Annotated in this window: 11 protein-coding genes; 5 read left to right on the forward strand and 6 right to left on the reverse strand. The window is 41.8% G+C overall.

Going from position 1 to position 13,908, the window contains the following annotated elements; genetic code table 11:
- Complete coding sequence (locus tag D9A03_RS01410; RefSeq protein WP_120495451.1) at window positions 1-453, reverse strand: (2Fe-2S)-binding protein; 453 nt, start codon at window positions 451-453, stop codon at window positions 1-3.
- Between the two features lie 366 nt (window positions 454-819).
- Here D9A03_RS01410 and D9A03_RS01415 point away from each other — a divergent pair, with 366 nt between their 5' ends.
- Window positions 820-1,467 (forward strand): NYN domain-containing protein, encoded by a 648-nt coding sequence (locus tag D9A03_RS01415; RefSeq protein ID WP_120495452.1) that lies wholly within the window; start codon window positions 820-822, stop codon window positions 1,465-1,467.
- 93 nt (window positions 1,468-1,560) lie between these two features.
- Here D9A03_RS01415 and smpB read toward each other — a convergent pair whose 3' ends face one another.
- Both smpB and dapA read right to left on the reverse strand, forming a co-directional pair.
- Complete coding sequence (gene smpB / locus D9A03_RS01420; protein WP_120495453.1) at window positions 1,561-2,049, reverse strand: SsrA-binding protein SmpB; 489 nt, start codon at window positions 2,047-2,049, stop codon at window positions 1,561-1,563.
- A 4-nt stretch (window positions 2,050-2,053) separates the two neighbouring features.
- Window positions 2,054-2,947 carry a 4-hydroxy-tetrahydrodipicolinate synthase gene (gene dapA, locus D9A03_RS01425; protein ID WP_120495454.1) on the reverse strand — a complete coding sequence of 298 codons (894 nt, stop codon included), beginning with the start codon at window positions 2,945-2,947 and terminating at the stop codon, window positions 2,054-2,056.
- A 252-nt stretch (window positions 2,948-3,199) separates the two neighbouring features.
- On the opposite strand from dapA, the gene D9A03_RS01430 reads away from it, so the two are divergent.
- The 3 genes from D9A03_RS01430 to D9A03_RS01440 all read left to right on the forward strand — a co-directional run bounded on the left by D9A03_RS01430 (window position 3,200) and on the right by D9A03_RS01440 (window position 7,059).
- Entirely contained in the window at window positions 3,200-5,269 is a 2,070-nt protein-coding gene (locus tag D9A03_RS01430) for a lytic transglycosylase domain-containing protein (RefSeq protein ID WP_120495455.1), read from the forward strand.
- A gap of 100 nt (window positions 5,270-5,369) precedes the next feature.
- On the forward strand, window positions 5,370-6,056 hold the full coding sequence (locus D9A03_RS01435; RefSeq protein ID WP_120495456.1) for a haloacid dehalogenase type II: 687 nt from the start codon (window positions 5,370-5,372) through the stop codon (window positions 6,054-6,056).
- A 19-nt stretch (window positions 6,057-6,075) separates the two neighbouring features.
- Complete coding sequence (locus tag D9A03_RS01440; RefSeq protein WP_120495457.1) at window positions 6,076-7,059, forward strand: threonine/serine dehydratase; 984 nt, start codon at window positions 6,076-6,078, stop codon at window positions 7,057-7,059.
- Here D9A03_RS01440 and D9A03_RS01445 read toward each other — a convergent pair.
- Entirely contained in the window at window positions 7,056-7,724 is a 669-nt protein-coding gene (locus D9A03_RS01445; RefSeq protein ID WP_162937914.1) for a polymer-forming cytoskeletal protein, read from the reverse strand. The genes D9A03_RS01440 and D9A03_RS01445 overlap by 4 nt on opposite strands.
- On the reverse strand, window positions 7,705-9,300 hold the full coding sequence (locus D9A03_RS01450; RefSeq protein ID WP_162937915.1) for a M23 family metallopeptidase: 1,596 nt from the start codon (window positions 9,298-9,300) through the stop codon (window positions 7,705-7,707). The genes D9A03_RS01445 and D9A03_RS01450 overlap by 20 nt, the downstream gene beginning before the upstream one ends.
- A 495-nt stretch (window positions 9,301-9,795) precedes the next feature.
- Here D9A03_RS01450 and D9A03_RS01455 point away from each other — a divergent pair, with 495 nt between their 5' ends.
- Window positions 9,796-12,129: a methyl-accepting chemotaxis protein gene (locus D9A03_RS01455; RefSeq protein ID WP_120495460.1), complete on the forward strand. Its 2,334-nt coding sequence runs from the start codon at window positions 9,796-9,798 to the stop codon at window positions 12,127-12,129.
- 73 nt (window positions 12,130-12,202) lie between these two features.
- Here D9A03_RS01455 and D9A03_RS01460 read toward each other — a convergent pair whose 3' ends face one another.
- Complete coding sequence (locus D9A03_RS01460) at window positions 12,203-13,765, reverse strand: alkaline phosphatase family protein (protein ID WP_120495461.1); 1,563 nt, start codon at window positions 13,763-13,765, stop codon at window positions 12,203-12,205.
- Window positions 13,766-13,908: the final 143 nt, after the last annotated feature.

The following is a 13,908-nucleotide window of genomic DNA, read 5'->3' on the forward strand; positions in this document are numbered from 1 at the left end:
TTAGCCCCCGCGAACAACTTCATTAATTGCAGCTTCAATTTTAGGGTAAGTGCCACAACGACACAGGTTCCCTGACATAGCGTTTCTAATTTCAGCTGTAGATGGCTGGCTGTTTTCTTTTAACAATGCTGAAGCTGACATAAGTTGACCTGCCTGACAGTAACCGCATTGTGGAACAGCATTTTTAATCCATATTTTTTGCAAAGGATGTAAACCGTTTACGGAAAGCCCTTCTATGGTTGTCACGGCTTGTCCATCAATTTCTTCTATTGAAGTTTGGCAGGCACGAACTGCCTGTCCATCAAGATGTACCGTACAGGCACCACAAAGCCCCTGCCCACATCCATACTTGGTTCCCGTCAAACCCAACACATCCCGCAAATAATTTAATAGAGATAAACTCTTGTGCTGTTCGGGGATCGTTAAATCGATTTTATTCACTGTGATCTTCATTCCTGACCTCCTGTTTCAAGTAGGTTAGGTGAAGTAGACGAGAGTTAATTTGATAATCACGCCAATATTTTGGAAACTGTATGCCAATCTTCCACAGGTAAAAAGTGTAGATTCAGAGATAATTCCTGTTACGTTAGAACGTCGTATTTATAACTCTCAAAAATCGCTAAATTTATAATTTAAATTACCTTTTATGTGTTTTTGCTTTAATTTGATTGTTGATAGGTGGTCAAAAAAGAGTAAGCTTAGGGCACGAAGGAAAGAATATAATTTCGCGGGATCCGTTATTTTTAAGAATATCTCGGTATAATCATCGTTAATTTATGTTCTGAATGTTATTTAAATATATTTTTTAAGGGTTTAAGAATGAAATTTTATCCTCAGGAACGCGTTGCCCTTTTTATTGACGGATCTAACTTATATGCGACGGCGCGCGCGCTGGGATTTGATATTGATTACAAAAGGCTTTTATCGTTATTTGCGGAACAGTGCAGTCTTGTCCGTGCTTTTTATTACACAGCACTAATCGAAGATCAGGAATATTCTCCAATACGTCCACTCGTTGATTGGCTGGATTATAACGGTTACACAATGGTAACCAAGCCAGCCAAAGAGTTTACCGATGCGGCTGGACGCAAGAAAATCAAAGGTAATATGGATATTGAATTGGCAATTGATGTCATGGAAATGTCCGAACATATCGAACATATTGTTTTATTCTCTGGCGATGGTGATTTCCGTCGCCTTATAGAAGCTGTTCAACGCAAAGGTGTTAAGGTAACGGTTGTCTCAACAGTCCGCAGCCAACCTTCTATGATTGCCGATGAACTTAGGCGTCAGGCAGATATCTTTCTGGATTTGATTGAACTCAAAGACGAAGTTGGTCGTAAGGTATCAGATAATCGTCCTGTTACTCCTAACCCTATTCAGGCCCTTGATGACCAGCCTGTTGATGAAGACTACGATGATGAATACTATGATGACGAAGACGATTACGATGAAGAACAGGATTAATATCTTCGGTGTATTCAATCTGGAAATTAAAGGCTATCTGGTATAAATTAGATAGCCTTGTTTCTTGGTATTGCCGACTGAAGCCTGCAAAACTTATCCACGATCTCGTAAAATTCGAGATTGCTGGCGTTTCCAATCTCTTTCTTTTTCCGTATGGCGCTTATCAACAGCCTTTTTACCACGAGCAAAGCCCAGGTTGATTTTGGCAATACCTCTGTCATTGAAATAGAGAGACATGGGAACAATCGTGTACCCATCCCTGCGGCAGAGACTAATCATCTTTGCGAGTTCTTTACGGTGAACAAGTAATTTTCTATGACGTTTCGGTTCGTGATTAAAGCGATTTGCAGCTTCGTAAACGGGTATATTAGCATTAATCAAAAAGAATTCACCCTCTTCTTCACTGGCATAGGCTTCTTGTATCGAAGCCTTGCCGGTGCGAAGAGATTTGACCTCTGTCCCTGTTAGAACAAGGCCAGCTTCCAGCGTATCTTCAATATTATAGTCGTATCGGGCGCGGCGGTTAACCGCGACCGTATTTCCTTTGCCAGAAGAAGTACTTTTCTTTTTTGACTTAGCCATAAACTTAACCGTCGATCAGGCCTGCATGTGCCATGGCTGCACGAACGCGATTTTCGGTTTCCTCGCTAACGGGAAGCAAAGGCAAGCGAAGTGTGTTTGTCCCCCACCCCAGAAGGTGCATACCGTATTTCACAGGTCCTGGGCTTGATTCAATAAAGAGAGCCTCATGTAAAGGTGTCAACAGATCATTAATCTTGCTCACCTTTTCAAAATCATTCGCCCACCAGGCTTCATGCAATTCAGAGCAAAGTTTAGGTGCTACATTTGCTGTCACCGAAATACATCCGTGTCCGCCCAGAGACAGGAACGGAACGATGGTCGCATCTTCGCCACTTAAAAGCGTGAAGTCATCACCACATGCCAATCTGGTTCGTACTGGCAAAGCCAGATCAGCCGTTGCGTCTTTTACGCCCTGTATTCTCGGTAAATCTGACAAACGTTTTAGTGTGTCAACATCGACATTAACAATACTGCGGCCAGGCACGTCATACACAATAACAGGAATATCTGAATTATCGTGGATTGCTTTAAAGTGCTGATACAAGCCTTCTTGTGAAGGTTTGTTGTAGTATGGCGTAACAACCAATGCAGCGTCTGCACCAACTTGCTGTGCGTGTTGTGTAAAATCAATTGCTTCGCGTGTAGAGTTTGAACCGGCACCAGCAATAACGGGTACCTTGCCCTTTGCAACTTCAAGACAGAGTTCTGTTACACGTTTATGTTCGTCGTGACCTAGGGTTGGCGATTCCCCCGTAGTTCCGACGGGGCATACCGCGTGGCTCCCTTGATCGATCTGCCACTGTACGAAGTCTTGAAACCGTTTCTCGTCAACATCACCACTTTCAAGCATGGGCGTTGCGAGAGCAGGAAAAGAGCCTCTAAAAAGCGGGCCGGTCATAGCGATACCTCAAAATATCATCGTTTCGTTGTCAAAAGGGCCGAATGCCTTAATGAAAGGCGGAGAATAGCGGCAGATTTGCATTGCGAAAAGGCTAAATAAAGAGTTCGGTGTTATTTCTTTAATAGTTAAGGGATATCCTTGGTAAATATGTGCGGATTTAACGCCAGATTTGCTGATAGAATCGCTCCTGTTTATTTTGTGATCATCCTTTATGTGGTCAGGACTGCGAACGACTGTTAAGGTTCGAATATGTTTGAAATTATGCGCCGGCTTCGGAAAACCAATTCATTAAAAGCAATCGGGATCATCGGGATTCTCGGAAGTATTGATTTTACCCATACTTCCCCCTCTACGCAGCTTGTATCCTCATTAATAAGACAAGCAGAAGCTAATACAACGACAGAAACAAAGGATTTTATGACCGATAAGGCCAATTTTAAATCTGTTTCTCAGCATGTATCCCAAAAGCAATATACCCGTGCCCTTGCTCAAGCAAAAAAGATCCAAGCACCTCTTATGCAAGATGTTGCGCTTTGGATGATTTATTCTAATGATGGGTCGACAAGTGACTTTGAGGCACTTTCCAAGTTTACAAATGATCCATTAAACTGGCCGAGACAATCAAAGCTCACCAGAAACGCAGAAAAAGCTCTTCCCGGCGCTCTGTCTAACCAACAAATTCTGGAATGGTTTCAAGATAAACCCCCCAGAAGCTACAGTGGTTTGGTTAGGTATGTTGTTGCTCTGAATGCCACAGGCCAACAAGAAAAGTCAGAAACCACAGTTAAAAAATTTTGGATCGAACAGTATTTGGGAAAAACTGACGAGAAAAAATTTACGACTAAATATAAATCAATTATCACATCACAAGATCATATTGATCGCCTTGATAATCTGATCTGGAACAAGCACTTTGTTGCTGCACAACGACAATTAACAAGAGTATCCAAAGACTATCAGAATTTAGGCAAAGCAAGGATTGCGTTGCTTACAGATAAAGGAAATGTGGACGGTTTAATTAATAAAGTTTCTGCCGAGTTAAAAAAAGACCCGGCCTTAATCTATGCACGTGCGCGATGGAGATTGCGGGCAAATAAAAACAAAGAAACTATTGAACTTCTTGATCCTCCCATACCTACGGCAAGGCAAGCCGATAAATGGTGGGCTATTCGCCATTGGGCAGCCAGAAAAGTTCTTGTACAAAAGGACTATGAAAAGGCCTACCGCATAGCATCGGGACATGGCCTGACCCAAGGCGTCGGCTTTGCCGAAGGGGAGTTTCTGGCTGGTTGGATAGCGCTTAGAAAGTTATCTATGCCTCGGCGGGCCTATACACATTTCCACCAGCTTTATAATGGTGTCAAATCCCCGATTAGCAAAGCAAGGGCATCTTATTGGGCCGGACGAGCAGCCAAAGATATTGGTCACAATGATTGGGCGACCCGCTGGTATAATCTTGCGGCTACACATCAAACGACTTTTTATGGGCAGCAGGCAAGTTATGAGCTTGGGCAAGAGCCGACGATAGACATCGCACATAAGGAAATTGATACAGCTCAGAAAGTGGTATTTAATAACAAAAAAATTGTCCGCACCATAAAGCTTCTGGATCAACTGGACGAAGACAAGCTGGTGATAACCTTTTTGACGCGACTTAGGCTTGATGCTCAAACTGATGAAGATCATATTTTAGCTGCAGAACTTGCCAATGAAGTTTCTCATCCAAATATTGCCTTGAGAACTGCGAAATCAGCTCGCCAAAAAGGAATTCTATTACCGGACCTTCTTTATCCTGAAATGCAGATAGACGCGATAAAAGATTCCAATGCAGAACCTGCTCTTGTACTTGCTCTTATCAGACAAGAAAGTGAGTTTAATCACAAAGCCATAAGCCATGCTGGTGCACGTGGTTTGATGCAATTGATGCCCGCGACGGCCAAGTCAGTCGCAAAAAAAGAAAAATTGTCATACAAAAAACGCCAACTAATAGACGATCCCACGTATAATATACAACTTGGCACGGCTTACCTATCTGATTTAATAGGTTATTTTAATGGATCATACGTTATGGCTCTAGCGGGTTACAATGCTGGCCCTCACCGTGTTCGGAAGTGGGTTAAAGATTACGGCGACCCCAGACATTCCGATGTTAATATTATCGACTGGATGGAACAAATTCCCTTTAACGAAACCAGAAACTACGTCCAGCGTATATTAGAAAGTCATGTCATATATCGCAGTAAAATAAAACAGACTAAAACAGAGATTACAGGTAATCTTCCCTTTTCATTATGGGGACATACAAATGCAGGAGGATGATCACTTTAGCTTTGTTCTCCAACTCTGAATTGTGACTGTAAGTAATATTTGAGTTAGCCTTTCAAGCATGTTCCTGTGCTAAAGTTTTTTTGGTATTAACATGACACAACGTGATATCAGAGCATTTGTATTTGATGCTTATGGCACCCTGTTGGATGTCTATTCAGCTACTCGTTCGCTATCCGAAGAACTTGGACCCAACGCACAGAGTATTTCGGATCTTTGGCGTACAAAACAATTGGAATATTCCTGGTTACGCAGCCTGATGGAAGCGCACAGTGATTTTTGGAATGTCACCTCAGATGCTCTTACTTATGCGTTGAAATATCATGATATAAAAGATCAGGATCTACACGCCAGATTAATGTCTTTGTATCTTGAACTAACAGCTTATGAAGATGCTATAAGCACCTTGAAAAAAATAAAAAAACACAAACACACTACTCTGGTTTTGAGTAATGGTTCTCAGGAGATGCTTGATAAATCTTTAGAAAGCTCAGGTCTCCAACAATTTCTTGATAAAACTATTTCAATTGATGATGTCGGTGTCTACAAACCGAGCCCGCAAGTCTATAAACTGGCAACTGATTACGTCAGGTGCCACCCTGAAGAAATTCTGTTTGTTTCTGCTAATGCCTGGGATGTCGCCGGAGCAAATCATTTTGGTTTCAGAGTAGCGTGGATTAATCGTTTCAAACGACCACCTGAAATTTTGCCCGGCGGACCCGAACTCATTATTGATAGCCTCTCAGAGCTTAATCAACTGTATAAATTCAGCAGCAATTAATTATTTGGAATTATCGACAATGTCACCCATGGCACCCCCGACTTATGAAGATATTTGTAAAGCCCGAGAGAACCTGTACGAAAAAGCCATCTATACACCGCTTCTCGAAAATGCAGAGTTAAACCGTATTACTGGTGGGCGGATTTTTCTTAAGGCAGAAGTTCTTCAACATACCGGTTCTTTCAAATTCAGAGGTGCATTTAGTTTTATTAGCACGCTATCCTCGCAGCAAAAAGAACAAGGCTTGCTAACATTCTCATCAGGAAATCATGCACAAGGCGTTGCTTATGCATCGAAGTTACTCAACGCCAAAGCCACAATTATAATGCCGAGCGATGCACCCGAAATCAAAATCGAAAATACACGTTCTCACGGCGCCAAGGTCATTCTCTATGATCGTTTCAATGAAGATCGGGAAGCAATCGGCGCTGACATCATAAATTCTACAGATGCATTATTAATCCCCCCTTATGATCATCCACTTATTATTGCAGGACAAGGCACATGTGGGACAGAGATTATAGAACAATTATCCGATAAAGACATTTCTCTGGATGCGGTCGTTTCCTGTTTTGGTGGTGGTGGTTTAACCTCTGGTATTGCTCTTGCGTTCAAAGAAAAATCCCGAAATACTAAAATTTATTCTGCTGAACCTTTTGGGTTTGACGATATGGCCAAATCGTTAAAAACAGGAAAACGAGTGAGTAATGATCCCTCAGCCAGATCTATTTGCGATGCTGTTTTAACACCAACCCCGGGCAAGATAACCTTTTCACTTTGCAGTGAACTGATGGAACAAGGTCTGGTTGTTACAGACGAAGAAGTCAAGACTGCAGTTAAGTTCGCCTTTAAAACACTCAAGTTGATAGTTGAACCTGGTGGTGCTGTTGCCTTAGCCGCAGTACTGCATAATAAATTACCAACAAAGAAAAGGGTCATCGCCCTTATCCTGTCTGGTGGGAACGTTGACCCTTCAACTTTTAAAATGTGTCTGGAAAGCTAGTTAGAGCTATTCCACGATGAAGAAGCACCATAGATACTGGATTTCTTTTCTTCTGGTTTTTCTTCTGATTTAACTTCGGTCAAAGGTACAGTTGATGCTGAAGAGCCTGCCGCACTACTTTCCTGTGAATCAGTTGATTGTGTAGTGGAGGAAGAAGATCCTTCTGAAGCATTCTCTACGGCATTAATTGCTCCACTATTAACTGCGGCTGGTGATGCAATCTTTGCGGTTTCAGTTTCAGGAAGCGCGCTAACTGTTGAACTAACAGGCTGTTCTGCTTTATCAGAAATACGTCTGAACTGACCTTCTACCTGAGCACCTGCTTCTATTGCTATTGATTTGTGTAAAATATCGCCTACAACCTTTGCGGTACTTGCCAAGGTAATTGTATCGGCATTTAGTTGACCACTAACCATTCCACACACGCGTACTTCATCGGCTTTTACAGAACCAGTGACAACTGCTTTTTCACCAATAGTAACCGCGTGGCAAATAATGTCACCTTGTACATTACCATCTATCTGCAAATCACCCGTAGATGTTAAATCACCAACGAGGCTTAAATCAGGACTCAAAATAGAAGGTATCCCCGAAGGAGCAATTTTTTTTGGAGTATCAGAAGGAGCAGCAACTTTTGTGTTTGTTTTACTGGACTTTGAAAACATGTCTACCTGCCAAAATAAATTTACGGGGATCAACGGGCTTATTGTTATAAAGAACTTCATAATGAACGTGAGGCCCTGTACTCCGTCCAGAATTACCAAGTAGAGCAATCTTTTCTCTGTGAGAGACTTCCTGACCTTGTTTTACGAGTAACTTTCTCAAGTGCCCGTAGCGTGTCCGAATGCCATTACCATGGTCAATTTCTACCAATCGACCATAACGACCTCTCCAACCGGCATAAACGATTTTACCTGGTGCTGGTGCATAAACGGATGATTTCATCGGTGCAGCCATATCAAGGCCATTATGCACAGACGTTTTACCTGTTACTGGGTCGCGACGTTTTCCAAATGAGCTTGTGATACGATATTGATCAATCGGTGTCGTTAGCGGTAGCTTGGCAACCACATCCTGTAGTGTTTCCCAGCGAGTCAATTGCATATCAAGCATGTTAACTGAAGCTTCAAAGTCGGCACTTTCCTGGATTTCATCAACAGGAATGTATGGCCCTCCCTGCCCCGTATCCAGATTTTCTGATCCAAGCAAAGTTTCCAGATTGAGACCAGTCATCTCTACAGTTTTTTCAATAACCCCTAAACTATATTTTGACCGTTCTGTTAAACGATCTACGAGTTCTCGCTGGATATTGGACACTTCTATTAAAGAATTCTGTAACTGATCAACTTCACTTTCAAGACCCACGTTCTTCTCACGGTACATTTCGAGGATAGAAACTTGCTCGATAAATTTATCTTTGGCTTCTTGTGAAGACTTGTCAGCGACTCTCCTTGCTTCCATCAGAGAAGCCATTTGCGCTTGCTGCTCTTCGAAAAGTTCGTCTTTTTCAGATATCTGCCCTTTAAGACTTACAATTTTTGCTTCCAGAGCATCAACATTTGCAAGAATGGTAACCTTGTTAGTTTCCAACTCTTCTTTTGCCAGAGTGACGGCTTCCAATTCTTTTTGAAGTTTTAAAAGCTTGCTTCCAAGCATTTTCCCTGCTTCGGCAGATTTAAACCTTTCCTCTTCTGATGTTGCCAAGACCCGCCGTAACTGTTTTGCTTGGGTTTCAAGTGCTTCGCTCTGTCCAGCTATTGTTTCCAGATCATCTTCAAATTGGTCAAGTCTGTCTTCGAGAACCTGTCGTGCCAAAGCGACACGTGCGCGCTCATTTTCAGAATTCTTTAGATTAACAACCTTAGTACTTTCATCTGTATCAACTTCATTACCATCCAACAGGCTGATAAGCTGGTCCTGATTTTCCTGAAGGTCTTTTGTAATTTTAGAGAATTGAGTGTGATATTCTCCAACCTGTTGTAACAGATCAAAATAGTTGAGCTTCTGTTCTTCTATAATCGTATCTTTTTGGGCAAGCCTTTGTTCCGTATAAAACAAAGATCCCGAAGAAAAGGCAATCCAACTTGTTAAAGCCAGAACACTTGTTGTTATGATTTTCTGAAATCGCGGTGTCAGGCGGATAAACTTTACCTGATCATGAGAACGAATATGGATTTCACGCTGTGCAAATACTTGGTCAATTTTAAGCTTTGCGTTTCGCGCGAACTCATGCACGTCCATTCTTCCCCCCCTCTTACCTTTTGTCTGTATCTTTACAAAATGACCCATGTTGGAAATTTTGTATGTAGGATGGCAAATAATTCTGGGCGAATTTATACATCATGATTTCACTTCTTTCAAAGAGAAACCGCGAGCAAATTGCATTTGTTTGTACAACAGGAAGCATTCCAACGTTCCTTAAGGCTATAAAGGTGGCAAAGCTCCTAACCAAATATGTCAAAAAATATTATGATATTAAAAGGTTAATAGAAAAATAACACTAATGTTTAACCTAAAATAGAGATTTAGATTTTAGCAGAATAAATTTCGTCTAAAAATGCAAGAAAGTAATATGTATAAAACATAAAAACCATATCTTTTACCCAATACCATACGAGATAAAGTCGAGATTGAATAAAAGTACTTTTATTTACCATATCGCAACACTTGTATGAACAAATTTGCAAAAGAAAAAAATTTAAACAATAGTGTAACAATAAATTAGGAACAAAAATCATGTTTGGGTCGGGGGACCATAAAAAGTCCACTATATGGACTTTGCGTAAGATACTTTTTTTGATTGGCCTATTGGCCTCTATTGCGATTGTTGCTGCGCAGTTCTGGTCGTTTGAGAAATATAAAAATTTCTCACTTGATACATTGCAAAAAGAAAGCACTACTCAATTTCAGCTAATGGTGCTCGAGCGGGTTATTCAGGCTTACGAACCCAAGCTCAACACTCTTGGTTCTGATTGGGCCAGATATACCCATCTTGTCAAAGCTATGAAAACCAATGATCCAGAAGAAATCGTTGCTTTTGATAAATGGTACCGTGATAATAAAGAAATTCAAACCGGTGAAATTTCCCTTATATCCACGCACTTTTATAATCCAGATATGGACTTGATTACCTCTTCACAGGATGGACGCATCACCGATAATGCAACCATACTGGAAGAACTCAAAGCCAGAGACAAAAAAGAAAAACGTAAACCTGTATCTTATATTTGGTCTGATCCTAATGGACGCCCCGTACATTCAACAATCTTCCCCATCGGGGGGTTTAAAGTGGCTGGTTTTGTCGAACTTGTCACTGATCCCATGCAATACCTAGCCGGCATTAGTGAAACATTAGGGGCCGATGTAACAATCTATGATCCATCAAGCGAAACCGGGTATGCTTTTCAAGAAAACAGTCACAAAGAAACCGAGACAACAGAAGAAACAGCCGAACAGGTAATCGAAGCAGAAACGTCTTCTGCTGAGAGCGAAGAAGTAAAAGAGCCAGAAGTTACAGAAGATGTAAAAATAGATAGCAGAGCCCTAGAAGATGGTCTCAAGCTTGACGGATCAACAGCCTATATCACAGCAACAATTATGGGAACGCATGATACTGTCTGGGCAAAAGCTACCTTGGTGCGTGATGTAAGTGATTTTGCCGAAGGCTCTCAACAATTGACCGAGGACGCAATCAAGGTTCTGGCGGGTGTATTCCTGACAACGTGGCTTGTTGCCTTCCTCATGCTTCGTTTTGCTGTTTTTGGCAAATTAAAAGCCTTTGCCAAAGCAATGACCTCCATTAGCGAAGGCGAAGTTGACATTACGCCCCCAACAGTGGGACCCGATGAATTCAAAACCATGGCAACCGCTTTGGATCAACTCAGCAACAGCGTTGCCCAGGTTTTCCAACTGCAAAACATGGTTGAAACAAGCCCTATGTCTACGGTTATGATTGACTTGGATGGTGCTCTCTCTTTTGCGAATCTAAGAGCGAGAAACTTTATTAGTCCAGAAAACGCAGATACTGATTTAACAGGGACAACAGGTAACTTCTTTCAACTTGAAGAAACTGAATTCAATGAGTTAACTTCACCGGAAAACCTGCCGTCGAAACGTACGGTTACCTTCCAAGGCCGACAACTGGAAGTATCTGCATCTTCTGTGATAGATAATGCCGGTGAATTCAAGGCCTGTATGCTTACCTGGCTTGATGTGACAGATCGCGAAAGCAATAAACAGGCGGCAAGTGAATTAATTAGTAGTGTTCAACGTGTTGCCGATCGTGTGAGTGCTTTGTCTAAAAGTGTTGAAGAAACTTCTACATCTTTGAACACGCAGTCACAAACAGTTACTGAACAAGCAGAGAATACACAACAATTAGCACAAAGCGGTTATGATTCTGCACAAGGTGTTACACAGACAACAGAAACCATGTCTTTTGATATCAGAACAATTAATACTGAATCGGATCATGCAAGAAACACATCAACAGAAGCCTTAAGTCATCTGACACAAGCATCTGAAACGGTTACTCAACTTCGTAGTTCCAGTGACAAAATCAACCAGATTAACGAGTTGATCACGACGATTACCAACCAAACCAAAATCTTGGCTATGAACGCGACAATTGAAGCAGCAAGAGCTGGAGAAGCCGGACGCGGGTTTGGTGTGGTGGCATCAGAGGTAAAAGCACTTGCAGAACAAACCGCCTCTGCGACAGATCAGGTTGCCGCAATGATCAGAGAATTACAGGTACACGCCCAGGCCACGACAGATAAAATGGATTCAATAGATACAGTTATGCAGCAAGTGGGGGAAACCCAGAACAAGATATCTGATTCCATTAATGAGCAGGATCGGGCGGCAGGCGAAATTGCCCAGAACATTGAAAGTATGGCACAGGGATCAAGACAAATTGTCGATCTGGTAAATGACGTGCACCAACAGTCAATTAACACGGGAAGTTCGGCACAGAGTCTTCTTGGAACATCAAAAGAACTCGCCGAAGAAGCTGAAAAATTAAGCGAACGTCTATCCGAATATCAAAGACATTTGGATCAGGCAGGATAATAAAAATTACAGATCTTATTTGCTAAAAAGAAGGCGGTGGTTCATTGGATCATCGCCTTTCTTAATTTACCGATTAAATTCTGCTATACTCGCGTTCTAAAACCCCATCAGGTGTCAGCTGAATATGACTCATGCGACGCGCAACATAATTTTGACGCCAGCTAAGCATTTTCTGAGTATAAGATAACACGGTAGACGTATAATCAGAGTGTTCAGCAAGATTGACAGATTCTTCATGGTCGTTTTTAAGATCAAATAATAAAGGTGGAAGAGTTGTAAAGTGAACATATTTAAAATCATCATCTCGAATGATTGTCATGACACACTGATCGCTTGTTAGACCAAACTTTTCTTCTGCGCTGAATTTCTTCAAGTCTCTAAAATCGACTTCCCAGTGGACTTCATCTCTCCATTTATCGGGTACCTCACCTTCAATAAAAGATCGAAGAGAATGCCCGTCACATTGCATCGGTGGTTTTGTTCCAATCAAATCAAGAATGGTCGGCATAATGTCGACAGCTTCTGTAAAGTAGCCCTCAACGACCTTCCCGCGTGACCTATTAGCGTCTTCTCTGGGGTCCCTGATAATCAGGGGAATATGACAACTCTCGTCAAAGTAACCTAGTTTTCCCCAAAGCCAGTGATCTCCAAGTTGCTCGGCATGATCAGAGGTAAACACTATAAGCGTCTTATCGTACTGATCAGAATCTTTCAGTGCTTGGATAACACGCCCTATTTGATCATCAACCTCGGAAATCAAACCATAATAGGCGGCTCTCATTTGTTTGATTTCATGGTCAGGAAGGTCGCGAACATTTTCCTCATGTCCCATATACGCACTAACTTTGGCCATGTTATCCAATGCAAATTCCAAATAAGGATGTTGAGTTTTCTCTGCCTCGACATTCCTTGCACGATGCGGCATTTCAATATCGTCAGGATTATACATTGTATTGTAAGGCTCTGGGGCAAACAAAGGAGGATGAGGCCTCAAAAAAACACCATGAAGGAACCAGGGATCTTTGTGAATCTTTATATAATTGATAAGTTTGTCAGCAATAAAAGCTGTATCGCTACTGTCCTTGTCATAGGCAGGAGGTGCGAAGCTCAATCCCCTCTCCTCTACGCCAGGATAATCATCTTTGCCAATTGTTATATCAAACTGATTTCCCGGTAACTTATATCCTTTGGTTTCCAGTTCTCCGAACCAGTCAACGGCCATTTCTTCGCTAACCAAAGAACCTACTTTAAATCCAGGCATAATCCCGCAGTAAGTCTTTAAATCAGGATCATTTTGATCTCGCCCTCTGGGGTCGACGGGTGTATCTGTATAACCATAGAGTGTCGGTTCATAGCCTTTTTTACGAACTTCCAACGCAATATTTGTAAAATTTGCATCCAATGGCGTTCCATTAGACACATGTCGATGGTTCATCGCATACATTGATGTTAAGAGCGATGTTCTCGAAGGGCCACAAGGAACGCACTGTGTATAGTGCTTTCTAAACGCGATGCCATCCGCAGCCAATTTATCAAGATTTGGTGTTTGTACCATATGTCCTGCGGCAGAAAGACATTCCCCGCGCCATTGATCGACGGAAATAAGCAGGATGTTTCTAATTTGTTTGTCTGTCATCTTTACACCGAAGCTAAGCAGATTGGCGATTGGTATTGTTTTTCTTATTTAAATGCTTGTTCTGAAGACAAGTATAGATCCACTTTGCCTTTATTGACCAAGCCACAACAATGAAATTTTTACAACAGATATAATTGGTCGTT

The organism is Kiloniella sp. EL199 (assembly GCF_900313065.1).
Taxonomy (GTDB): domain Bacteria; phylum Pseudomonadota; class Alphaproteobacteria; order Kiloniellales; family Kiloniellaceae; genus Kiloniella.